The sequence below is a fragment of the Leptospira fluminis genome (assembly GCF_004771275.1).
Classification (GTDB): domain Bacteria; phylum Spirochaetota; class Leptospiria; order Leptospirales; family Leptospiraceae; genus Leptospira_B; species Leptospira_B fluminis.
Map to the genome: position 1 here is coordinate 91,459 of NZ_RQEV01000002.1, position 24,363 is coordinate 115,821.

The 24,363-nt window shown below is 48.9% G+C and carries 22 protein-coding genes; 11 read left to right on the forward strand and 11 right to left on the reverse strand.

All coding sequences use genetic code 11. The features are described from left to right. Positions 1-16: 16 nt before the first annotated feature. Both EHO61_RS01585 and EHO61_RS01590 read left to right on the forward strand, forming a co-directional pair. Positions 17-658, forward strand: a complete 642-nt coding sequence (locus tag EHO61_RS01585) for a hypothetical protein (protein WP_135811896.1) — start codon at positions 17-19, stop codon at positions 656-658. Beyond that, positions 659-1,192, forward strand: a complete 534-nt coding sequence (locus tag EHO61_RS01590; protein ID WP_135811897.1) for a hypothetical protein — start codon at positions 659-661, stop codon at positions 1,190-1,192. On the opposite strand, the gene EHO61_RS01595 is transcribed toward EHO61_RS01590, so the two are convergent. The 4 genes from EHO61_RS01595 to EHO61_RS01610 form a co-directional block, all read right to left on the reverse strand. Then, positions 1,168-2,049 carry an alpha/beta hydrolase gene (locus tag EHO61_RS01595; RefSeq protein WP_135811898.1) on the reverse strand — a complete coding sequence of 294 codons (882 nt, stop codon included), beginning with the start codon at positions 2,047-2,049 and terminating at the stop codon, positions 1,168-1,170. The two genes, EHO61_RS01590 and EHO61_RS01595, sit on opposite strands and share 25 nt — an antisense overlap. Beyond that, the gene (locus EHO61_RS01600; protein ID WP_246031950.1) at positions 2,012-4,027 is read right to left on the reverse strand and encodes an Lnb N-terminal periplasmic domain-containing protein; all 2,016 of its coding nucleotides are present in this window, start codon (positions 4,025-4,027) and stop codon (positions 2,012-2,014) included. The genes EHO61_RS01595 and EHO61_RS01600 overlap by 38 nt, the downstream gene beginning before the upstream one ends. A gap of 231 nt (positions 4,028-4,258) precedes the next feature. Next, complete coding sequence (locus EHO61_RS01605; RefSeq protein WP_135811900.1) at positions 4,259-4,750, reverse strand: DUF3015 domain-containing protein; 492 nt, start codon at positions 4,748-4,750, stop codon at positions 4,259-4,261. Positions 4,751-4,769: 19 nt separating this feature from the next. Continuing rightward, on the reverse strand, positions 4,770-5,273 hold the full coding sequence (locus EHO61_RS01610) for a DUF3015 domain-containing protein (RefSeq protein WP_135811901.1): 504 nt from the start codon (positions 5,271-5,273) through the stop codon (positions 4,770-4,772). A gap of 252 nt (positions 5,274-5,525) precedes the next feature. Between EHO61_RS01610 and EHO61_RS01615 the strand changes: the two genes are divergently transcribed. Further along, positions 5,526-6,020, forward strand: coding sequence for a DUF3015 domain-containing protein (locus tag EHO61_RS01615; RefSeq protein ID WP_135811902.1), 495 nt, complete (start codon positions 5,526-5,528; stop codon positions 6,018-6,020). A gap of 12 nt (positions 6,021-6,032) precedes the next feature. After that, a complete protein-coding gene (locus tag EHO61_RS01620) occupies positions 6,033-6,515 on the forward strand; it encodes a DUF3015 family protein (RefSeq protein WP_135811903.1) in 483 nt (160 codons plus the stop codon). A 62-nt stretch (positions 6,516-6,577) separates the two neighbouring features. On the opposite strand, the gene EHO61_RS01625 is transcribed toward EHO61_RS01620, so the two are convergent. Then, a complete protein-coding gene (locus EHO61_RS01625; protein WP_135811904.1) occupies positions 6,578-7,051 on the reverse strand; it encodes a hypothetical protein in 474 nt (157 codons plus the stop codon). Between the two features lie 60 nt (positions 7,052-7,111). Here EHO61_RS01625 and EHO61_RS01630 point away from each other — a divergent pair, with 60 nt between their 5' ends. From EHO61_RS01630 to EHO61_RS01655, 6 genes are all read left to right on the forward strand, one after another. Continuing rightward, complete coding sequence (locus tag EHO61_RS01630) at positions 7,112-7,552, forward strand: hypothetical protein (RefSeq protein ID WP_135811905.1); 441 nt, start codon at positions 7,112-7,114, stop codon at positions 7,550-7,552. Beyond that, positions 7,549-8,925 carry a class I SAM-dependent RNA methyltransferase gene (locus EHO61_RS01635; RefSeq protein WP_135811906.1) on the forward strand — a complete coding sequence of 459 codons (1,377 nt, stop codon included), beginning with the start codon at positions 7,549-7,551 and terminating at the stop codon, positions 8,923-8,925. Before EHO61_RS01630 ends, EHO61_RS01635 begins: the two co-directional genes overlap by 4 nt. Before the next feature lie 58 nt (positions 8,926-8,983). Next, complete coding sequence (locus tag EHO61_RS01640) at positions 8,984-10,102, forward strand: SpoIID/LytB domain-containing protein (protein WP_135811907.1); 1,119 nt, start codon at positions 8,984-8,986, stop codon at positions 10,100-10,102. Positions 10,103-10,203: 101 nt separating this feature from the next. After that, positions 10,204-10,902, forward strand: coding sequence for an ABC transporter ATP-binding protein (locus tag EHO61_RS01645; protein WP_135811908.1), 699 nt, complete (start codon positions 10,204-10,206; stop codon positions 10,900-10,902). Beyond that, entirely contained in the window at positions 10,899-13,403 is a 2,505-nt protein-coding gene (locus EHO61_RS01650) for an FtsX-like permease family protein (protein WP_135811909.1), read from the forward strand. Before EHO61_RS01645 ends, EHO61_RS01650 begins: the two co-directional genes overlap by 4 nt. A gap of 94 nt (positions 13,404-13,497) precedes the next feature. Then, positions 13,498-14,448, forward strand: a complete 951-nt coding sequence (locus EHO61_RS01655) for a hypothetical protein (RefSeq protein WP_135811910.1) — start codon at positions 13,498-13,500, stop codon at positions 14,446-14,448. Here EHO61_RS01655 and EHO61_RS01660 read toward each other — a convergent pair. Then, entirely contained in the window at positions 14,445-15,155 is a 711-nt protein-coding gene (locus EHO61_RS01660; protein WP_135811911.1) for a hypothetical protein, read from the reverse strand. The two genes, EHO61_RS01655 and EHO61_RS01660, sit on opposite strands and share 4 nt — an antisense overlap. Positions 15,156-15,158: 3 nt before the next feature. Next, entirely contained in the window at positions 15,159-15,668 is a 510-nt protein-coding gene (gene pyrE, locus EHO61_RS01665) for an orotate phosphoribosyltransferase (RefSeq protein ID WP_425460326.1), read from the reverse strand. Positions 15,669-15,886: 218 nt separating this feature from the next. Here pyrE and EHO61_RS01670 point away from each other — a divergent pair, with 218 nt between their 5' ends. Next, the gene (locus EHO61_RS01670; RefSeq protein WP_135811913.1) at positions 15,887-16,972 is read left to right on the forward strand and encodes an acyl-CoA desaturase; all 1,086 of its coding nucleotides are present in this window, start codon (positions 15,887-15,889) and stop codon (positions 16,970-16,972) included. 97 nt (positions 16,973-17,069) lie between these two features. On the opposite strand, the gene EHO61_RS01675 is transcribed toward EHO61_RS01670, so the two are convergent. From EHO61_RS01675 to EHO61_RS01690, 4 genes are all read right to left on the reverse strand, one after another. Further along, entirely contained in the window at positions 17,070-17,975 is a 906-nt protein-coding gene (locus EHO61_RS01675) for a transglutaminase family protein (RefSeq protein ID WP_135811914.1), read from the reverse strand. After that, positions 17,968-20,478 carry a circularly permuted type 2 ATP-grasp protein gene (locus EHO61_RS01680; RefSeq protein ID WP_167884780.1) on the reverse strand — a complete coding sequence of 837 codons (2,511 nt, stop codon included), beginning with the start codon at positions 20,476-20,478 and terminating at the stop codon, positions 17,968-17,970. The genes EHO61_RS01675 and EHO61_RS01680 overlap by 8 nt, the downstream gene beginning before the upstream one ends. Before the next feature lie 124 nt (positions 20,479-20,602). Continuing rightward, complete coding sequence (locus EHO61_RS01685) at positions 20,603-23,038, reverse strand: TonB-dependent receptor family protein (RefSeq protein ID WP_210415286.1); 2,436 nt, start codon at positions 23,036-23,038, stop codon at positions 20,603-20,605. Then, positions 23,038-24,114 (reverse strand): imelysin family protein, encoded by a 1,077-nt coding sequence (locus tag EHO61_RS01690; protein WP_246031951.1) that lies wholly within the window; start codon positions 24,112-24,114, stop codon positions 23,038-23,040. The genes EHO61_RS01685 and EHO61_RS01690 overlap by 1 nt, the downstream gene beginning before the upstream one ends. Between the last annotated feature and the right edge of the window lie 249 nt (positions 24,115-24,363).

Consider the following 24,363-nt stretch of genomic DNA (forward strand, 5'->3'; position numbering starts at 1 on the left):
TAAAGAAATCCTCGCAATGCTCCGACTGCTTATTCTCATCCTTGTATTCGCTTTGCCGCTTTTTCCCTGCGATTTTCTTTCCCGCTGGATTCCTAGAGATCCGGATCGGATCGAATCGGCGAGGATCGAAAGTTTGCGTACCTTCATCCGATCCTTAGAACCTAAGCGACTCGCGGTCGATCGCGATTTCTATCTAAAAACCTCCCGATTCGAAGAGAGATTCGGCTTTCCGTTTTCTGGACAAAAACTGGACTTCTGGTTCGGCAATCGGATCCGCTTTTTTAAAATCGGGCGCACAGATCCGTATTTGGCCTACCATGACGGAGAAACGATCGTCCTAGGAAAAAGTTTCTTTCTACTTTCCAAGATCGAACAGGCCTTAGTGTTGGTTCATGAAGCCAGACACGCCGACGGCAAAAGGTATTCGCACGTGGAATGTCCGGCAGACTTTCCGTATCTTAGCTTACGGATGCCGGAAACGAAACCGGCCGGCCTGAAGGCCTGCGACGATATTTCCGACGGAAGCTACGGATTCGGAGCGGCCTTTCTGTTCGAAGTATTCGCCTACGGACTGGCCGAAGCGGGAGAGGAAAAATATATATTAGGATTGTATAATTCGGAGCTGACTAGAATCCTTCTCCCGAAGGGGGATCGTTAGTTGGAGAATCCTGTTGGAACCGCGTCTTTTTCGAGTAAGAGAATTGTCTCTATCTTCTGCCTTCTTTCCGTCCTTTCCGTTTTGGGCTGCACTGCTCGGGAGAGATTTACCTCTCTGGAGACTCCCCTCCCTTCCTCCACGATTCTCTATCTGATCCGCCCCGTAGGAACGTCCATGGCCGTATGGAATTACGATCTGGATATCTACAAGTACCGCCGCCATTTCAGGGAGGAGAAGGAACCCCGAAAGGTGGCGTCGGTATCCCTATCCAACGGCACCTTTTGGACGGGGAATTTTTCGGAAGGATTCTATAAAATCTCCCTTCGCTCGGATCCCTCCGCGGAAAAAATCGTACTATTGAAAAAGGATGGAATCGTATTTCTGGAATTTCTAATCTTCAATAAGGACGAGATTTCAAGACCGGAATATTTTCTGAAAGAAGTGGATCAGGCGACCGCTCTGGAAGCGTTGTTGGAAAACGAAAAATTGTTCAGAGAAACCGCGAAATTCTATCCGGAAGGGGAAAGGAATTGATTCAGTAATTTGACGAAATTCTTCGCCCCCTCGCTCCTTCCCAATTGCATCCAGTCCACGTGACCGCCGCCTCGTATTTCCCAAAACAATTTCGGTTCCGCCGCAAGACGAAACACCTCTTTTCCGTTGGAAAACGGGACCACAGGATCCTCAGTCCCATGAACGACTAAAAGGGGAATCGGAGAGATCTTAGAGATGAAATTTTTGGGGCTCATCGTATCGCTAAAGAAGGGTCCGAGCAGGTAGCCCATCGGCGGAAACAGCGTCTTGTTACCGATCTGAACCGCCACATCCCGATATGAGGAGAAAGTTCCGTCGGCCACCACTAAACTTAAGTGATCTTTTGCCTTCATATCCGGAACGGCGCGCATTGCCACCGCTCCGCCTAAACTCTGTCCATACACGATCAATTTTTTGTCTATGGAACGCGCATAGGAATGCACTTGCTCCAAGACCAGCAAACTATCTTCGTACAGACTTTCCGGATCGGGCTCTCCGCCCGAAGCTCCGTAACCTCTATAATCGTACGTGTACAATTCATAACCGTAGTGGACCAGCCAAACCAGGGAGATGAAATGGGTACTCATATTTTCCCCGTTTCCGTGGAACTGAAGTATGATTCCTCTAGGTGATTTGGATGCGTCCGAGTTCTGCGAATGGATCTTCCAGAGATGCAGTTTTACCCCGTCCTTCGTATCCAAAAACAAACTCTCTGCCTTAAAGCCGAATTTTTCCGGAGTAAAGTATTCCATCTTGGTCGGATGATAATAGAGGCTCGTGCAACCGAACAGTAGGATCGGAAAGAAACGAGGAAGTCGTTTAAAAAAGTAGATTATACGATAATAGAACTTCGTCATAGTGTCTCATCGAGTTCAGCTCCAGCCGCAACTCGTTTTCCTTATTGAATAAATAACGGATCCTAAGATTTCCGGAATAGTTATCTTCGTTTCCGCTTCCCCTAAAATACTGGTAGGAACCGTACAACTGGAATTTCCAGGCGCCCAATTCCTTTAATACGTTCAGCACCGCTTCCGGTCCGTATCGAACCCCTCCTTCGAAAAATGCTCCGGGCTGCGCCTTGAGACCGCCCAAGAAGGAAACTAGGAAAGGAGCCTTTTTACCGGAAAATTCGTCCTGGAAAGAATATCCGTACAGAACCTCCAAATTACCTGCTTGTTTCCGAATGAACTGCCTGCCTTCTCGATCCCCTTGTTGGACTAGATTTAGATTGGCCGACTGGATCACAGGGTCGGACGGAAAAACGGCACCGAGCCGATTCGAATCCAAATTCTTCTGAAATTTTTCCTTTTCCACCATCACAGTGTCCGTGCCTAGATCCACCCCGTACGAGAATTGTTTGGAAATCGGATTATAGGGGGAAAGCGACATGAGACGCAGAATATTCATAGAGGTAAATTCCGCGGTACTTCCCTCGTATTTCCTGACGGTCAAATTCAAAAACTGAACCTCCGAATTCGGAACATGGCCCTTATCCGTGTTTAGAAAGTCGTGATACGCGATCCTATATTTCAATTCCGTAAACCCGCCTAGATTGGACGCGCCGAAACCGACGGCCACTCTGCTCAAGGAATGCGATTCCTCCGGAGGAGTCGTCACCTGCATGCTTTCGTCTATCTGTACCTGATCCTGGGTCTTGCTACGAAGCAGTAGATATTTTTTATATTTCATCTGCTCCGCGTCCGAACTTTTATCCCTCGATTTCCGGTACCGATAGGAATCCAGAAGAGCGTCCAGCACTAGAGAAGAGCGGATATCCAGATCGGGAAGCCCGGAAAAGTCCCGAACTTCCGGAGCGTCCAAAAGAGACCAATAAAGTTCCTGTTCCTCGGCGGTCATCAGAATCAGTTTTTGTTTTATTTTCGAATACAGGGAAGGCCTGTATTTCCGTTCGACGACCAATCCGGGAACGGAAAGATAGAGTTTCACCGTGTCGGGAGGGGAAACGATCCAATTCGCTTTTTGCGTCAGATTTAAATCCGGCCTGGCCACGTCCAACAGCCCCAACATGTGGAAAGAACAATTCTGAGTGAAGAAAAAATAGTCGAAATAATTCCGACCCATTTCCCAAAGATGCCTCAGGAATCTATCCCTTTCCTCCTTACTCAAAGCCAACTTGTATTCCCAGAGATCGCGGCTCTCCATGTCGTTGTATTCGTTTACCTTTAAGTAATAAGGGAAGATCGCGAAAGTACCGGGATACCCTCCGGTCAATCCGCGGATCGTGTACGTAAAGGGGTTGTGATCGTCCGTATTCGCAGCGTAATTCACCCCGTAGTCGAGTAATTCCGAATCCGCGTTTTTTGCGGAGTCGACCTTAAAAAGCGTATGGCCTAAAACCGAGGCCGGAGACTGCATATAATAGGAGGAAAAAACGACGGTAACGCTTTTGGGATCCAAGGAATCCCTCCAAGTCGCGAAGCGGGTACATTCGATTTCTTTTAATAACTTTTGATCGAAATGAAGCTTTTCTTTCAGCCAAAAATACCTCTCCGGGTATATGCACTGGGGGTGCATCAATTCTATCCGATCCGACTCCGGGCCGAAAAAGGCGTGGAGTGTCGCCTTCATTTCCGCCTTCGGATCCGATTTGCCGTCCGGGGAAAGAAAATACAAAAGACTGTCCGCCTCGCTCTCCACACCGCCGAAAAATCCCTTTTTGTATCTTTGCATCCGGAACCAATGCGGATCCAGATACAACCTTTCATTCTCCATTCCCTGTAAAAGCTCGTTGAGATAGTTCTTTTGTTCCGCAGTTTCAGGATCGAAGGTTCCGTAAAAATAGTTCCTCTTCAATTCCTCCTCGGGGCTAGGCATTTGAGAAGTCGCATTCTCTTCTTCCTTCTCCGTTGCTTCGGAGCCTGAATCGGGAGTCGGCCCGGAAGGGGAAGTTTCCGAATCCGCCGAGAGATTTATCCAAAAGAAAAATAAGATTAGGAATAAAAGCGGGAAGAATCCGAGGAATTTGACTTTCGTCACAAAAAAAATACCCGGGGGATCATCGGGCCCCAGGGTATTTTCGAAGGAATTCCTATGCAAACACGATTTTCAGATTTTGCAGGAATTTTTAAGTTCGACGTCGCTTCCTACCTGGTCGCGCAGGTTGGAAAGAACGATACTAGGGTTTTTCAGAGAAGCTGCGGTAAAGATCTTGGAATAGTTCTCCTTTGCAACTTCATGAAAACGTTTAGAATCTTTCGGGCATCCGAAAAGGGAAGCTAGGCTCGTAAGTCTTTCTCCCTGTCCTTTCGCGATTTCCTGTTCCAGAGTTTCGTAATTCATGTGAACGAAAATCTCTTGGGCTTTTTCCGTCTGAACGATTCCGTCTTTCGAACAGTTGGAAGTACCGGTAGTGATACCGAAGGTTTGGCTTCCGGAAGTACCGTTCGTGGTAGCAGCAAAGATCTGTACGATTCCTCCGCTGGAAATCACTAGGGAGCCGAGTCCGCATCCTGCCGCACCATATTTGGCCGAAAGATTTGTCACTCCGAAAGAGAGCGCAAAAATGGAAGCTAATGATATAAGAATGAGTTTTTTCATGATTCTTTATTCTCCCGAATTATAGCAAAGAGCAGCTTTTAGCCAAACTTTCGTTTTTAAGGATTTCTGATTTCACCGCGGACAACAGTAACGCGGGAGTCGTATCGGATTGTACCAAAGAGGAATACTTATCCTTGGTCATTTTACCGAGTTGAGCGGAGGATGCGTCGGAAGAACATCCGAGTAGCTGTGCGAACGTGACCAATTTTTCCCCTTTTCCAAGAGCCATTTCCTGTTCCAAACTTTCGTAATTGACGGTTACGAATAACTCCTGGGCTTTCTCTTTCATTACGATCCCGTCGGAACTACAATTAGAAGTTCCGGTCGTGATACCGAAAGTTTGGTTACCGGAAGTACCGTTAGTCGTCGCAGCAAATATTTGAAGGATATCGTTGCTCTTAATGATCATCGAACCCAGTCCACAACCCGCCATTCCGTAGCCTTTTGCATCCACTTTCGGCGATACGAATAACGCACCGGAAAGAACCGCAGCCGTGAGAGCAGCTAATAATCGGTTTTTCATTCTATTGTCTCCTGTAAGGAAAATAAGGCCTTAACCGTATTTATGCGAATACCTTAGTCAATGAATTTTTTCCAAACTCACTTCGAACATGTTTGTCAATAAAAGTTTCTATTCCTTGATTTCTGAATTTCTAATTTGCTTCGGATTCCGTCTTATTGCACAAAAATAAGCTATATTGGAAGGGTTATTCTTGTTGACACCTTTCTTTTAAGGGATCAGATGATCCTCTTTAAAAAAGGAGAAGGATCGTATATGAATAAAAGGCTTATTTCGATCGGATTAGGCGCTTATTTATTACTCCTGACTGGAGCAAATCATTTGTCCGCCGAATACGGCGCCGCGGGATGCGGTTTAGGTTCGGTGATTTTCGAAAAAAATACCGCGATAGTACAGGTGTTTGCCGCGACGACCAACGGTACGTCCGGGAATCAGACATTCGGAATTTCCACAGGCTCGTTGAATTGCACGACCGACGGACTCGTTAAGAACGAGAAAGCGCAGGAGATATTCATTGCTCAGAATTTCCAATTCCTCGAATCGGAAATGTCCGCAGGAAAAGGGGAAAGATTGAGCACCTTATCCCATCTTTTGGGATGCCCTACCGAAACGATCCCGCAATTCGGAGCGCTGACCAAGTCCAACTATTCCCGGTTATTCGGTAAAGAGACTACCCCCTCCTCCTTATTAGCCGCGGTGAAAAACGAAATCAAAGATGACGAGCTATTGGCTCGGAGCTGCGGAATTTAAGGAAATTAAAATATGAAGAAGATATTCATCGCATTTTTATTGGTCGCATTGGCGGGACTTCCTACGATCATTTCCGCAAGAGACGGTTACGGAGCTGCTGGTTGCGGATTAGGAGCGGTCGTCATCGCGGAAAACAAAAAAGTACACCAAGTCATCGCCGCCACGGTTAACGGATTTTCCGGAAACCAAACGTTCGGGATCTCGACCGGAACGTTGAATTGCAAAACTGCAGGAGTGTCCGAAAAACAAAGACAGCAGCAGATATTCGTCCACGTAAACTATCGTTTACTGGAGCAGGAATTCGCACGCGGAAACGGGGAAAGGGTCGGAGCTCTTGCTTCTCTGATGGGATGCAAAGATTCGGCCGCCTTCGGCCGGGTAGGCAAGGAAAAGTTCGCGACGTTATTCGAAGCGAATACTCCGGATTCGTTTCTGGATAGAATGAGAAGCGAAGTTTCCTCCGACGCACGTCTCGTTTCGAGCTGCGGTATTTAATCGAACGAAAAAAGACCCTTTTCCTTTTCGGAGAGGGTCTTTTTTATCCTTCCTCGATCCCGCTATTCTCCGATCGGATTCGTCCGGTTCATTCTAGCGCCTTCCAACAAAAATCGAATCGACTCTTCGGATTCCGCATTCTTGATAAAAATTCCGGGTACGGAAAACGTCCCTCGATGGAACAACTGGATCAGTAAAAAGATTCTTCCGCCTTCCTTCGCGTAAAAGATCTTATCCATATCGCGACAAACTAGGGAATAAAATCCCGGTCGGAGTTCCATCGAAAAAAAATCGGCGGAGTCCATCGAAAGTTTCGCGATGGAACTTCGTTTTCCGTTCTGGAACGGACCTTCGTAACGAAACAATTCGACGGGAAAGGACCAAAGGGATAAGGCGGTTTGCGCCGGTCGGAGCACGTACAAAAGAGATTTTCCGGAAGAAGGCTCTTCCAATTTTTCGAATTTCGACGTGCTCGCGCAGGAACAGAACGCGAACAAGAACAGACAAGGAAAAAGAAACGCGTTTAAATTCTTCAAAAATCTGGTAGCCCCAAGCCGTACTTACCTAAAACTGTCCCTCATACCGAGGATTTTCCGATGAAAATTGAATTTACTCCGGAGCAGTACGAAACATTGCTTAAGTCCGTCGCCATTTCGAGCTGGATGATTAACGCCTTCAACGAAGGTGGAGAAGAAGCGCCTGCGTATTCGGAGCTCGAGCAATACATCCTGTCCTTTGCCGCGGATTTTGGAAAGCAGGATTTCGTGGATTACGACGCTGCGGACAACGTGTATTATCCCACTAGAAAATTCGAGGACCAGACCGATATCTTCGACATCATCTCGGATTACGACAACGAACTCTTCTGGGACGAGTTGATACACAGAATGGCAAGAAGGGACTTTGCTCTAGAATACGGCGAAGACGGAATCGCCGGAATGGCGATCGAGGAAAGAATAGAAAAGGAAGCCCCTTTCATAGCTAAGTACGAAGAAATCTTCGCGAACCAAGGCCTGGACAATATAGAGGTCAGATGAATTCCGATCCGCTTCGGAATAGGTCCTCCTCTCCGAATCCGGAACCCGCAGGAGTCGTTCGGATCGAATCCATAGGCGCGAACCTGAGGGGAAGAGCGAAACTCGGAAACAAATCCATCGAAATTCCGTACTCCCTACCGGGAGACGTTTATACGGTTTATAAATTCGGAAAACGTAAGATCTTTTATAAATGGGAAGCGGATTTTCTGGAGAACCGGACGTCTTCTCCGCCTTGTCCGCATTTCGGATCATGCGGCGGCTGTTCGGGCCAGCATTTGGAATACGGGAGACAGTTCGCGCTGAAGTCGGAACCGATACTCAGAGGATTGGAAGATTCGGGAATCCGGAAATTTTCGACTCTCCCCGCGGAGCGGCAGTACCATTATAGAAATCGAATGGACTTTGCCGTATTTCCCCAAAAAGTCGTTGGCTTAAGAATGGCGGGGAATTTCAGGAGAATCATCCCTCTGAACGAATGCCCGATCCAGTCTGAATGGGCCAACACGGAACTCGATCGCGTCAAACGCCTGCTAGACGAGTTTCCGGAGATAGAATACGACCGAAAAAGGGAAACCGGGTTTTTAAAATACGTCACGCTGCGAAAATCGACTTTTACCGAAGATTCCATGACGATATTCACGTTCACGGAGGATTTCCGAAAAAGCGAATCGTTAAACGAAGTGATGGAATCGGCGGGTCGGATATCTGGAGCGGCAAACGTCGTGTTTTGCTTCAATCGTAAAAAAGGAGAAGTATCGGCTTCGGGAGAAAGTCTCGTAGTCAAAGGAAGGGATTTCCTCGAAGAGAGGATTTTAGGAAGGACGTTTAAAATCCCTTTCGACGGATTTTTTCAGCCGAACCCGAGGGAATTCCTGAATATCCTGGAATTCATCCGACCCAGAATCATGGATTCGGATTTCTTAGTCGACCTATTCTGCGGGAGCGGATTCTTTTCCGTACTATTCGGGGAACGTTTTAAAAGTATCTTGGGGGTGGACGTGGTACCTTCCTCCGTTTCCTCGGGTTCGGAAACGATCGCTAAGGAATTTCCCAATAAGAATGCGGAATTGCTGGCCTTCGATTTGTTCCATAAAAAGGGACTAGAAAGGATGGAAGCCGCTTCCCTCCCTTGGTCGGAATCCGTGGTGATCGCGGATCCGCCCAGAAGCGGACTTTCCCCGGAACTCTGCTCTTTTCTGAATCGAAACCCGGTAAAACAGCTCTTTTATGTTTCCTGCAATCCCGAAAAGATGCTGAGCGATCTCCGAATCCTTTCCGATTCCTACGAAGTTTCGGATTGTCTCCTCTGCGACCCGTTTCCGCAGACCCCCCACCTAGAAGCGGTCTCCTTACTCGTCCCCAAAAATCGCTGAAGGAATCGGAAAAATCCTTCGATACTGTACCCAAAGACGTTTTTTGGGGTTCCTAAAGATGAAATTCCGCATTTTCTTTTCCGCACTGGCATTCCTTTCCGCGATCGGTTGCAATACCGTCGTCATCAAACCCTGGAATCCACCCCACCAAATGAGGTCCGTAGAAACGATCCGTGTCTTTTTAGGAAAAGCGGAATCGGACCTGCTCCTGAAGGCGGAGGGAACCATTTCCGTTTACGACGTAAACAACCTACTGATCAAACGCGCTTACGATATCATCTCTTTGGACGCGCGCAAAGTCAAGGCTCCGATCCGATTCGTCTCGGAACATCCCGGATTGGAATACAAAGGAAGAAGGTATCGGGGAGAAATCCTACTCCAACCAGATCGTTCCGGATCCGTTCTGATCGTGAACCAAGTACCGCTGGAAGAATATCTGTATGCGGTCGTTCCTTCCGAAGTCCCCGCTACATGGCCTACGGAAGCTCTCAAAGCGCAAGCAATCTGCTCGAGGACCTACGCAGTGCGGGAAATGTTGAATAAAAAGGATTCCCTGTACGACGTCGAAGCCACCGTCAGTTCCCAAGCGTATGCAGGACTGGATAAGGAAAACCCGAAGACCACGAAAGCCGTAAGGGAAACAGAAGGAGTTCTGGCCGTCTATGAAGAGGACCCGATCCACACGTTCTTTCACTCCAATAGCGGAGGACGAACGGAAACCCCCGATCAGGTTTGGGGCGGGAAAAAAATTCCGTACTTGGAATCCGTGTCCTCCCGCTTTGACGATGCGGGAGACAATTTCATGTGGAAGGACATACTGAGTCACAACACGATGGACCAAGCATTAGCTTCCTTAGGAGTCGGTCAGATCCAATCCATCCAAGTGCTTTCCAGAACCTCATCGGGCAGAGTGGACCTGATCGAAGTAGTGGGCTCAAGAGGGACGAGTAAGATCAAAGGGAAAGAATTCCGTAGCCTTCTTGGCGCGTCGGTCAAATCCCTAAGATTCGGAATCAAACGGGACCACGAAGGCTTCCTGATCAAGGGAATGGGCTCGGGACACGGAGTAGGCCTAAGCCAATGGGGAAGTTTCGGAATGGCGAAACAGAACTATACGTACACCGAAATCCTGCGACACTATTACCAGGGAATCGATTTTGCAAGGATCATAAAGTAGGTTCTTCCGAAAAACGGCGGATCATTCGTTAGATATCAAACCGACGATCGCAGGTCCCTTTCTTTTCCTTGCATTCGAACGCCGGGGAAGAAAATAGCTGCATGCCCGAACCGTCCGATCGGATCCTGGTCCGAGATCTTAAAAAAGAATACAAAACGGGAAAGTTGATCACCCCGGTTCTGAACGGAATCGAAGTGGAACTTCCGAATTCCTTCATAACCCTCATGGGTCCATCCGGTTCGGGAAAATCAACTTTTTTGAATATTCTTTCCGGAATAGATACGGCGGATTCCGGAGAAGTATGGGTAAACGGCAAAGAACTGACTTCCCTTTCCGAATCGGAACTGACCGAATACAGGCGTTCGGATACGGGAATCATATTCCAATTCTTTCATCTACTTCCCTATCTGAACGCGATAGAAAACGTCGCCATGCCTTTGTACATTGCCGGCATGGGGAGAAAACGAGCACGGGAAATCGCGGAGGAATCCCTATTAAAAGTGGGTCTGGCGGAGCGGAAAACGCATAAACCGGACGAACTTTCCGGCGGAGAACAGCAGAGAGTCGCCATCGCCAGGGCTTTGTGCAAAAAACCTAGGATCGTACTTGCCGACGAACCTACCGGAAATTTGGACACGTTACACGCCGGCAAAGTCTTGGATCTTTTGCTGGAACTGCAGGAAAAGGAAAAATTCTCCCTCATCGTAGTGACCCACGACAGGGAAATCGGGGCGAAAGGCAAAATAAAGCTGAAGATGAGGGACGGAAGAATCTTCCGGGAGGAAGAAAAAGTACGGTGAATCTTTACCTACTGTTCTTATTCGAATATTTCCGGACCCACGTTCCCAGAGTGGTCTTTGCCTTGTTGGGAATTTCTTTGGGAGTCGGATTGTTCCTTTCCACCTCCGCCAACGCGTTTAAGGCGGAAAACTCCCTGGTGGATTTTGCATTAGGTTATTTTAAAGGGGAATATAAACTGAAACTGGGTCCCTCTCAAGCGGGAGAACGGATTCCCTGGGAAACCCTTTCCGAAATTTTTTCCGATTCGGAACTCCGAAAGATCACGAAGATTCTCCCCCGCATCCAGAGGGAAGCGATCGCTTCCGACAATCTTAGAATCGTGTATTTAGCCATGGATCTTTTGAAGGAAGCTCCCGGCAATCTCGCCACGAAAGACGCGGAGAAACTTCGCTCGCCCTCGGATACCACGTTCGTGTCCCAAGCGGTTTGGAATCGATACCGAGGAAAACCCTTCCAACTTTCCATCGACGGAAAGAGCCGGGAAATCAAGGACTACGTGCCGGTCCGATCCGACGGTGGATACCTGGTCTTCGAGGATTTTGCACTCGCTTCTCCTTGGATCGAATCCGACAAAGGCCCCGACTACCTGCTTTTGCGTTGTCAGGAAAACGAAGCGGCGACTCTGAAGAAAGTCCTGACAAGGAACTTAGGCGGTAAGTACCAGGTGGAAACCTCGCAGGAAATTCGCGAGAAATCCGAGAACGCGCTGCGCTCCTTCCAGTTGAATCTATTGGTGATCTCCTTCATCTCTCTCTTGATCGCATTCTTCATGGTTTCGAATACCATGTCCGGACTCTACTTGAGCAGGGAAAAGGAGTTGGGAATTCTGAGGACCCTCGGATTGGACCACCGCAAAGCCGTCCTTCTCTTTCTCAGCCAATCTCTGATACTGGGCGTCGTCGGAAGTTTTTTGGGATTAGCGGTCGGAACCTTCTTCGCAGGATTGGATTTTTTTCGGCCGGAGTCCACCTTGGTGGACCGGGAATTTCTCTCCACGTACGAAAGCATTTCATGGAAGGATTACGCCGCCGCCTTAATCCTAGGAATTCTGGGTTCCGTTTTTTCCGCACTGCTTCCTTCTCTCCGCGCGGGAAGCGTGCCTCCACTTTCGATCCTACGCGAATCCGAGCGGAGCGGAAATTCGTTTAACGGAAAAAAATTCGCGATCGCAGGAACGGTCCTGTTTCTGGTTTCATTCGGAATTTCGAATCTTCCTTCTCCCTGGAAACTACCCGTGCCGGGACTACTCGGTATAGGAGGAATCGTGATCGGGATCACTCTCATGTTTCCGTACGGGATCAAAGCGATCACCTCCAGATCGGTTCTGATGCTCGAAAAAGGGGATAGAGCCTTTCCCTTCCTGAAAATCGGCCTGGAGGAATTGAAGGAAAATCCCGGGAGGAATACTCTCACATCGGCGACCGTAATGCTCTCCGTATCGTTGGTGTTATGCCTCACCGTGTTGACCGACAGTTACAAACGATCCTTGAACGATTGGGTGGATTCGGAATATCCTTCGGACATTACTATTATTAATAATCGTTATTTTCATTCGGGGATTCATGGAGGCGTCCCCAAAGATCTGCTCCCAAAAATAGCGGATCTACGGATTACTTCTTATCTTGACGGCTTTCTGGTGAATACGAGATTTGAAACGGATCAGGGAGTATTCACCGTCCACGCCTACGACTTCAAGGCATACGCGAATACCGGAGAGAGACCCGAAAAATTCGTGAAGGAGGAAACCGATATTCTGATTTCCTCCAATATGGCTTATCTTCACGGATTGAAGATAGGAGACGCTCTCGTTTCCGGAACTCCCCAAGGACCCAGAAAATTCGTCGTAAAAGGCGTTAAAGAACATTTCTTTTCAGAGCGCGGTACGGTGATGATGGACATAGACTCGTATGAAAAATTATTCGGAGTCCGCTCTCTAAACTCCATCAAGTTGTTTCTTAAAAACGAATATAGATCCGAGAAAGGCCTGGAAATCGCGACCGAATCCTTGCGGAAACTTTTCTCGTCGGATCCTAGATATTCGGACCTTGCCCTTCTGGACTCCAAGCAATTGCGCTCCTTGTATCTTTATGAAGTGAACAAGGTATTCCGCGTTTTGGATTCTTTAAAAGTGACCGCACTCCTCATCACTCTTATTTCCCTATTGTCCTCGCTTATTCAGAACCTATACGATAAACAGAGAATTCTCGGTCTGCTCAAATACCTGGGCGCATCCTCCGCTCAGCTCGCATCCATTCTGAGATCGGAAGCGATCTTCCTGACGGTATTCGGAGTCCTGTCCGGGATCGTCGTCTCCTTGGTGATCTCCCCGATCATCCTGTACGTGATCAATCGCAACGCTTTCGGCTGGACCCTCACGTTTACATTTCAACTCTGGATGCCGGCCCTCATCTTATGCCTGGCCCCTCTTTTGGGTTGGCTCGCTTCTTTTTATCCCCTATTCCTTTTACGACGCCTTCATTTCAAACTGAGCCCGGAATGAATCACCGGAAAGATCGTGTTTCCGAACGTAGGTGTGAAAAAAAGGCAGAAATCTCTCTTGATCGAAAAACAGACGGGATTAAGCTGAGAAATCGATGGCTACCCCTCTTGAAACCGCGCTGGAAATACTCGAGGAAATAAAAAAGATCAACCTTCAAGAAGACGATCGCATTCCGTATTCGGACATGTTTTTAAAGGACATGATGAGCATTATGTCCAGAGACGCGATGCAAATCCGGGAAGTCCTGGAAATGCTACGTGAATCCAAATACATCTTCATCATCAAAGTGGTGACTCCCGACCCCCACAAGGATTCCAGGAATCAGGATATGGGTGTGGACGCCTACATCTATGCGGATTCAAAAATCGTAAACGATCTCAAGGTATTTGCGGAAAAAAAACTGGAAAAGGCCTATGAAGCCACGTATTACAAACGGAAGTCCCCCTTCCAGATCACTCGGGAACTTTTTCCTAAAATCAAGGAGCACAACAATACCGTCCTGGGCAGGTACGTCAACGTAGCCGTGATGCTGGAAGAATACCAAAGGGTATTGACCGCGAATCCGAACGATTACGAAGAAAATCGCAAGAGAAACAACCTTTCTTCTCTACTGGAAAACTCCGGAACTCCCACGGTGATCGCGAGAGACATTCCGGAATTCGAGATCGGACCTTCCTCGGGAGGTTCCGCAAAGTACGGCACAAAAAGAGCCGTAGATAAGATCGAAGCCGACGATGCTCTGATCAATCCGAAGAACCCCTGGTCCAGACTTACTTCCAAATTTTCCGCGGAGTTTTTGATCCGGATCCATTTGCGCAAATACGAATTCGATACGGTTCGAAAACTCGTACAAACTGGAAAGATTTCGGAGTACGAGGACCTGAAATTCGTTCGGGATACCCTTCAGGAAATGGAAGGGAGAACCCACCTAGATCCTCTATTGTCGAACTTTATGACGGAGATGGTAGACCTACGGAGACTCACCCAAAAAAAGATGAACCTTTTAAAAGGGATCACGAATTCCGGATCCATCGGCTCCCTTTAGATCAGACCGAAATACCTGACCGTCAAAACGACCAACAAAATCGCGAGGATAAACACGTATCTTCTTCTTGCGGATCCGCCGGTATTCATTCTATCCTTGGGCAAATAGAGCAGGAAGAGAAGCAAATTCGCGGTCATCACGATATAAATCAGATCCTGCTTAAACCCCCAAGGCCCCACGAAATAGGCCAATATGATACCGAAAGTGGGTACAAATGCGAAGGGTGTTTTCCAGGTCAGGATCCTAGAATCCTCTTCGAACACGGTCGCTTTCATTCCCGTTTTCTTTTCCAGCTCCGCCAAAAACTCCGTCATGTCCGTCAGATTTAGAATCGGAACGTACGTCCCTTGCTTCAGGACGAGGAGAACGCGATCGTAACCTCGAAATCGATCCTTTTCGATTCCGTTCACTTCCCTAAGATCCAGTTCCATGCATTGCCCTTGCGCATTCCATTGCTTCAGACTGTTTCCGCTCAACTCCACCTTGGAACCTTGCAAGGTTTTCAACTGGCGGGAATAGTTTTTTGCTAAGAGAAATACCAAAAGTCCTCCCAACACCAGAAACATGGTGAGGAAGGATTCCCTACTTTCGGACGCGACCTGGCGAAAATTTACGGCAAGAAACAGCCCGAAGACGAGCACCACCATGGAAGTACGTTGGATCAGTTTTTTCTTAAAAACGGGAACGTCGTAGGAATAACTCGCCATGGCTTACTCCACATGACCGAATTCGGATTTTTTAAAAATCGGAAAAACCCGGATTCCTTCCGCTTCTATGGCGTCTCTTCCACCTTCTTCCCTATCCACAATGCAGATACAAGCCGTAACTTCCAAGCCTGCATCCCGCAAACTTTTGACCGCTTGCAAAGTGGAGGCTCCGGTGGTCACCACATCATCCACGACCACGCAGGTCTTGACCGCATTCACCGCGCCTTCCACCAGATTTTTCGTTCCGTGATCCTTGGCCTGTTTTCTCACGATCAGAGGAAAAACGTTTCGTCCCTGATGGCGGAACTCCAGCGAAATTCCGTAACAAATCGGATCGGCTCCCATGGTCAGACCACCGTAGGATTCCTTTCCGGAGAGCCCGGAATCGGGGATATGCTTCTCCACTAAATACTTACAGAGTAACTCTAACCGCTCCGGATGAAGCGTGATTTCCTTACAATTAAAGTAGTGCCTCGATTTTCTGCCGCTAGCTAGCGTAAAAGGCTCTTCCATGAATCTATAGGCGTGGTTTTGTAGGAGTCGAAATAATTCCTCTCTCAATTTTGGATCCTCCGAGACGTCTCAAGATTTCTTTTCCATGATCGAGATCCCCGGAAAAGCAAAAACCGCTTTTTCTAGGCCGGAAAAAAATACGAAAAAATCATCCTTTTTCCGCAACCTAACGGACGCTTTCGACTCATATCAGACAAACCAGAACAGGATTAACTGATATGGAGCAAACGAAAAAAATCGCATGGAAAACGACCATCTTTCTGATAGTTACCCCGATTGTGGGTATCGTCGGAACGGCGGCTCTAATTCTTACCAGGGGAATTCCCACTTACACATGGATGACCTTCTTTTTTATGGTCGGAGCGACCGGTCTATCCATTACCGCAGGCTATCACCGCCTCTTCTCGCATAGGGCGTACAAAGCCGCTCTACCGGTCCGACTTTTTTATCTGTTATTCGGCGCGGCGGCCTTCCAGCAATCCGTGATCGAATGGAGTTCCGATCATAGAATCCACCATAGATACGTGGACAAGGACGAGGATCCGTATTCCATTACGAAAGGCTTCTGGCACGCCCACATTTTCTGGCTCTTTAAAGACAGAAGTTACCGCGAACCTACCAATGTAAACGACCTGTGGGAAGATAAATTGGTGAAATTCCAACACGACTATTACTACCCCGTGGCTATTTTCATGGGCTTCCTGTTTCCGATGCTTGTCTGCGGTATTTGGGGAGATTGGTTGGGCGGTCTTTTGGTCGCAGGGAGTTTAAGAATCGCGGTAAACCATCATGTTACGTTCTTCATCAATTCCTTGGCGCATTACAAAGGCGCACAGCCTTATTCCGACAAGCATACCGCTAAGGATAATTGGTTCATCGCCTTATTTACGTTCGGCGAAGGATATCATAACTACCACCATGAGTTTCAAGCCGATTATCGCAACGGAATCAGATGGCACGACTACGATCCGACCAAGTGGCTGATCAACATATTCTACGCTTTCGGATTGGCAAAAGACCTGAAGATGATTCCGGAAGAGCAGATCCTCAGAAAAAAAATGGTCATGGATGAAAAGCGTCTGCGCAAAAAACTCGCGGCCCAAGCCAGGATTTTAAACCAGGGCTTCGAGGAAAGATTGGTCTCTCTCAGACAATTGGTCCAAGAAAGACAGGAGAAGCTTCTGGCATTGAAGGCCGAAGAACTCGAAGTGGACAAAAAAGCGATGAAGGACGCAAAGCAGGATTTCAAAGTCGCATTGAAAACCTGGCATAGATTCGTGTCCGGAGATCTCGCCCCCGCGTAACACTTACAGCAGTCAAAGTACCTGAACCCATTCATTGCCCTCCCCTTAAAAGGAGGGTTTCTTTTTTCCGAAAGTCGGCCCGGATGGATCTCTTTCCTCAGCGGTCCGCCGAAAACGATCCGGAGTCTTCGTTTAACGGGATGACGTCCACTTCCACCTTCAATTTGTGTTTTCCCCCTCCGAACAGGATACCGCGCAGAGGGGAAACGTCGGAAAAATCCCTTCCGATAGAAGTATGAATGTATTCCTCCGTGATCCCCTTGCCGTTCGTGGGATCGAAATCGCGCCATCCGATACCCGGGCAGTAAACGGAGATCCAAGCGTGAGTCGCATCGCTTCCCCTCAATTTAGGTTTACCCGGAGGAGGATAGGTTTCTATGTATCCCGATACGTAACGACAGGGAAATCCCATCGAGCGGAAAGCCGCCAAGGACAAATGAGTAAAATCCTGGCAAACCCCTTCCCTACTTTCCAATACTTCCTCTAGCGGAGTATAGATGGTCGTGCTCCCCGCCTTGAATTTGAATTCCTCGCGGAAACGCCTCACGTATTCCAAGCAGGACTCCAAAAACGGCCCGTCCATAGGAAAAAGATGTTTTAAGAATTTAGAATATATTTCCGCGCGGGAAACGAACGGGGAATCCCCAAGAAATTCCACCGCCTCAAGATCGGAATTCGAGGAAGGTTTCCGGAGCCGATCCAGAACCTCGTATCCGGTGGGGGAATTTCCGAAATCCTGTCCGGACGAAGTGGTGAGAACCTTGGCCTCGGCGAGAACGGACAATGCCGTGTGAGGATCCTCTACGGAAAAGGAATACACCGTATTTCCGAAATAGTCCCTCCGGAACTCGGTCAATTTAGGCTTGGGCTCCACCGTGATCCTGAGTTCTCTACAAGTCTGCCTGTCGTCGGAATCGGGGCATAGGTGCGCCAGATTCAAACAATGGGAGACCGGTTTTTCGTAGGTATAATGAGTCAGGTGCCTCACCGAATACTCAGCCATAAGGACCTCCCAAGCGAAACTGATTTTCCACATATCTGAAGTACTTTTTGGCCAGCGAGTCGGAAGTCGCTTTCAGAAGTTCTAATATATCACCGCTCCAGCGCCGCAAACCGCCAGCCGGATCGGCGTATTCGAATAGTCGCTTCGCATCCTCCTCTTTAAATCGGGCGACGAGTTCGTAGAAAATCCGGACCTCGTCCGGGTTTTCCCCGCCGGAGCCGGGCAACATCAGGGCGTTTTCCTGAATTCTGGAGAGTTGGTATGCGAAAGAACGGGGATTCGTATCGTCGAAGAGAAGAATGTCGATCACGGATTGCGCATCGATCCTGTACTTGTACCTTCTCCTGTATGTGATACGGATATCGTTTACGTTTAAAAGACTTTCGAACACTCCCTTGTTGTAAAGAGTGGTCAGATCCACCAAGGAAAGCATGATTCTGGAAAGGAATTGGGCTCTTTCCAGACGTTTTCCTAAATCCAGAAAATAGTATCCCGTCTCCCGGCTCATGTTCTCGGAAGAGAGTCCGGACAGGGAAGCGAGTAAATGGATCAACTTTTGCAGATACTCCAGTATCTCCCCGTAGGAATTATTCCGAGGGGATTCGCTTTCGATCTGAGAGATCAAATATCTGGTATCGTCGGAAATCCGGTCTCGGACGGCCTTAGTGGTACGGATGAAGAAATCCAAATCATGCCGTATGCTTCCGGAAGAATACTGGGAGGCGACCGTTTCGTAGATCTTATCCCGCGTCAATTCCAAGGATTCCTTCGAGGACAATTCGCCGAATCCTCCGTTATTATACGACACTCGGGATATGATTCCCAGAAGAACGGAAGATTGTTCCCGCTCGTACGACTCCTCCGATTCCAGCAATTTGTTCAGACATTCCCGGACGAGGCGCGCCGTATTCTCGGCCCGTTCCGCATAACGTCCCATCCAGAACATATTGTCGGCAACCCGACTCGGAACTCCTCCACCTTTTCGCCGCAACGGAATATGCTCCACTTGTCCGGGTAGCAGACTCACGTCTTTTTTCTCTTCCGAAGAGAGGATCCAAAGATCCTTGGAAACCGCGCCTCTTTGATTCGTAACGATCAGTTCGTCATGCTTCGGAGAGACTCGAACCAATCCCCCTGGCATGGTGGTATACCCGTTTTCGGAAAGGCAAGTGAACGTACGGAACACAGCCTTGCCTAAGACGGGCTCTCCCGAGGCGGAAAAAACGGGACAAGTGGAACCGCTCAATATTTCCTGCGCGACGTAACGTTCCGGTCTCGCGAGCAATTTCTTTCTCCACTCTTCCCGCTCGGACTTGGAAAGAAGGGAGAGAAAAACGGATGGTTCGAAAGGATTTCGGACCGCCGGCTTGAGAACGAATTTTTCCGGCTCGCTGAACACCTCTTCCAATGCGGCAGGATCTCCCATCCAATGAGTGGGAACATTCGGAATGATCAGTTCCTCTCCCAGATAAAATTTGCAGAGCGTGGAAAGGTACGCATGGAGGGCCCGATTTTCCAGAAAACCGGAACCGATAGGATTCGCGACGAGTACCGTTCCCGCACGCACGGCTCCGAGTATTCCGGGGACCCCCAAAAGGGAATCCCCTTTCAGTTCCAACGGATCCATGAACCAATCGTCCACACGACGGAAAATGACGTCCACTTGCTGGAGGCCTTCCACGGTTTTAAGAAATACTTTGTTTTCCCGCACTGTCAGATCTTCCGCCTGAGCCAGTACGAATCCCAAATATCCGGCCAAGTAGGCGTGCTCGAAATAGGTTTCGTTTCCCGGACCGGGAGTCAACAACACGATCAAAGGATCCCTATCCTTGGAAGGGGAAAGAGTATATAATGTTTTTCTTAAGGATCTGAAATAGAGAGCGACTCTGTGCACCTGGGAGTCCCGGTAAACCGAAGGAAATACGCGGGAAAGTACGATCCTATTTTCCAGGGCATATCCGGATCCGGAGGGCGCCTGGATCCGATCTCCGATCACGAAGAATTTTCCCGTAACATCCCGACTGATATCCGTAGCCACGAACGCCAGTCGAAAAGTGGAGGCGTCGTAGATCGGAGCGCAAGCTCTTAGAAATCCGCCGGAATGGAAAAGCAACTGCGGAGGAATTTTTTTCTCGTAAAGGAGCTTTCGGGGGCCGTAAACATCCTTCAGGATTTCGTCCAGCAATTCGGACCTCTGGATGAGACCTCTCTCCACCTGGTCCCATTCCTCGCTTTCCATCAGGAGAGGAAACAGGTCCAGGGACCAGATACGTTCCCTCTCGTCTCCGTATACGTTGTAAGTGACCCCGTTTTCCCTTAAGATACGGAGACTGTCTTCTTTTCTCCTCTTTAGCTCGCTCGGTCCCAAGCGCTCGAAGGAGCGAAGCAGAAAATCGTATTTATCCCTCGGGTTTCCCGCGCGAGAGCAGACCTCGTCGAAAATGCCCGACAAAGGGGAATATCCCGCCAAGAGGCCGTCGTTTTGGGAAGCTTGCTGGCCCATTTTCCGGAAGTCATTTTCTCTTCCGGTCCCGATTTTTTCCATCCTTTAGAACGGAGAACTGCCGTTTTTACGCCGAATTCGGACCGATCTCCGCTCCGCCGAAACTGACGGAGCGGAGGGGACTTTAGTCCAGCTTCAGAGTAGCACCTATATTGATCTGACGATAAGGCCCTTGTTGGATTCCGACAGGCAGCCGCCCGGAGATATAGACACGGTCTTCCAGGTTCTTTCCGTTGATAAAAACGGACCACCTGCCGCCCGGAGCCTCGTAACCGAAGTCCGCATTCCAAATACCGTAGCTCGGAACCACTCCTTGGCTACCGTCGGTACTTTGGTTTTTCGTATTCTGAAGATCGGAGTATTGTTTATCGAAATATTGGTATTCCAATCTGGCATAGAATCCGCGGGGACTCTTAAAACCGATCGCTCCGATAAAGGTATGCATAGGAACGTACGGAAGATAGTTACCGTTTGTGTTTACCCGGATCGTATTGCCGGCCGAATTGACGCTGAACAAAGGCTGGTTGGTCACGCTGACGGTACCGTCGGGATTCTGAACGGTCCCTACGGGAACGTAAGTGGTGGAAACCGCTCTAGTATAGGAATAAGCCACCTCTAAGGGAACTTCCCAACGCGAGTCCGCGAACTTTCCGAAGTCGAACACGAAATTACTTTCCACGCCTCGGTTAACGGACCTGCCCGCGTTGATCGGTACGGCGCCGATGGAAGATCCCGCCTCGTTCGTATTCACGATCTGATTGGAAAAAAACAGAGCGTACGTACTGACCTGAGTATAGAAGTATCTCGTAATATTTCCCCGGAACCCGGTCTCGTAATTATTGGAACGTTCCGCGTTGAGCTTATAACCCAATCCCAAGGAGGGATTCAGGATCGTGGAAAAGGACGGAGGAGAGAAAGCGGTATGGGCTCCCGCGAACCACATGAATCTTTCCGTAAGATCGTACGTGAGTCCGAATCCGGGAAGCACCACTTTCGTGTACGTTTCGTTTGCCTGATTGACCAATATATTCTGCCCCACGGAGGATGCGAGTCCGTAGGCCACGTCGGTCGAAGTGGCGAACTTACGATGGGTGTACACTCCCTGGGAAATGTATTCGTATCGAACTCCCGGAATCATTTTGAATCTTTCCGTCAACTTGATGGAATCCTGCACATAGGTCGCGTACGCCTTCGCGTTCCGAGTCTGTTGCTGCGTGGTCAATCCCTGGTCCATCGTGGGATACGGAAATTGATTGTATGCCGCATTGACGGTTTCGTAATGCGCCCGAGCTCCGACGGAGATCTCGTTTTCGAATCCGAGCAAAGTGAATTTGCCTTCCAATTTCGTCTCCAACCCTCCCGTCCGGAAGAATTGGTGGCGATTCGGAGTCGTGTTCTGCATATAGATCACGTCTCCGGGACGGTTTCCGAGAGGAGATGGAGCGTAGACCGCAAACACGTTATTCGTGGGAGGCGTAGGCAATCCGATTTCGTTCGCGTTGTTATACGAATAGGATTCCTGCTTGAACTGGAAGCCTACGTTGGTCCAATAAGAACGGGTGATCAATTTCCAGTTGTCGTTGAAAGAATGATCGTGCCCGATCACTGCGGCCTGTCTTTCCACATGCTTTCTGTCGAAACGAGCCGGATTCGTCTTAGGGTTTTTCCAGTATAGCCCTTCGGTCAACCCCAGATAGGTTGCCTGAGAGTCCTGCTGGTACATCTGGTATTTTAGAAAAACGGTATCCTTGTCTCCGATCTTCTGCATCAATTTTACGTTGAAGTCGTTTACGTTGAATCCCTGGTAATCCCGGAATCCGTTTCCTTGGGTGTGCAGATACGAAACGTCGTAGGCGGTATTCGTACTCTGGGCCGTCCCTCCGTATTGCAGAAGATTGGAGGCATATCCGTTCGTGCCGCCGATCAGCTTCAAATTCAAGGTCGGTTTTTCCGGAGGTTTCCGTGTCACGAAGTTCACGATCCCTCCCAAGGTGGTCGGCCCGAACAGAATGGAACCCGAACCTTTTACGACCTCTACACGCTCCATTCTATCTATCTGAGGAATGAAATAACTTTCCGGCTGTCCGTAGGGACTCAAGGACGTAAAGACCCCGTCCTCGAGGATCAGAGTCTTTCTGGACTCTTCGTTACTTACCCCGCGGAAAGCGATGTTAGGAGTCAATCCCACGGCGTCCTGGTACCGGATCGTAGCGCCCGGAACGCGACGCAAGGCCTCCATAGAGTCTATCGGGTTCGTTTCCTTCAGGATCTTTTTCCCGACAACGTTGGCCGAGCCCGGAATCTTTTTCATATCGTCGTCTTTGGCGCCGATCACGTTGATCTGTCCGCTTTCCAAAAACTTGCGTCTCTTCTCCGCGATCGTTTCCTGTTCTTTGGAGACGGGTTGATCCGCTTCCTTCGGCTCGCCCCCGTTTCCGTTTTTGGGCTTCTCCGTTCCGGCCTCACCCCCGTTGTTTTCCGGTTGCCCCATCAAGGGAACGGAGGAAAAAATTACGCATAATAAAAAAAGAATATTCCAAAAATAGAATTTTTTCTCCATCAATCTCCGTCTCCGCCGCTGCTACTCACGGGCCCGTTTCCGAGAACGGCCGGGAACTGAACGTTCAAAACGTTCAACAGATCGCTCAGCAATGAAACCGATTGGCTGATGGTGGACATGTTGGCGGAATTGATGCTGGAAAAGGAATTCAAGACGGTTTCCAGTTGGGTAATGTCCGACTTGGCCCTGGTATCTAACGACGGGGAATAGTATCTGATATAATCCGAAAGTCCGACGGCTCCGTTGCCTAGATACACCGCCTTAAAGCTGGCAAGGTTATTTCTAAGATTCACGACGCTGTTACCGCTGAGCCTTGATTCGGAAAGACTTAAATTGATGACGCCGTTTCCGCCACTGGACAGACCGGCCGGTTTTTCCAACTTACCGTCCTTCATCGTGCTCAATTGGCGTAACGCACCGGAAAATACGTCGTTTAAAGCGGCTCCGGAATAAGAGTAAGTAGTCGATCCCTTTCCCGCCGTCGCCAGCTGCTCTCCGTACTGGGTCGTTCCCGCGGGATCCCATGCATTGGCGAGTGCGGTCGCGTTTGCCGAATAATCCGCTAAAAGGGCTTGGAGAAGATTCAATCGAATGCTCGTCAGATCGCTGCAGGCTTCCTGGTTGGCGCCGTAACTCCCAGGTTTGATAAACGCCACGTATTCGATAGCGATCAGCCCCTTCGCATCCTTGTCCAAAGTAGTCAGATAGTTTGCCGCCCCCGCGACGGACGCACCGTACGTGCCGGTATAATCGAAATCCAAACTATCCATATCTCCCGCGCTGGGAGGAGATTCCGGACTTACGGTCTTCATCGCTTCTCCCGGCCAGGCGTCGAATAACGGATAATAGGTGACAAAGGGTCCGAAGTGGAAGATCTCCACTTTCTTTGCGGCAGCGATGTTCGCGAACCATGCGTTCTGAAAGTTCGTCAGATTCCCGGCAGTGCAGGAGGAGGCCAAAGTCGCACCTTGCGTCACAAGATTGGCCGCCTGGGTTTTCAGATTCGCAAACAGAGGAGGTGCTATTGTGCGTCCCACATTCGCCAGAAGGTTGCTCGGATCATAGGTGTTAAACATCCTATAAAGAAATCCGTTGACTAAAGAGTTGTCGCTAGCCCCCGGATGTCTAGGACTGCAGGACGAAAAAAAGAGAAAATAGAAGGTAAAAAGAAAAGATGCGAGGCCCCACGAACGTCTCCAGCAAACCGGCGGCTTCATATTAAAGCCGTCCACAAAATCGAACTGAAATTCCTGACAACATAGAGATTCCTACTTCAATTAAATTTGTATCTGAGAATCAGGATTAAAAAGAGCCCTTCCGAGGCA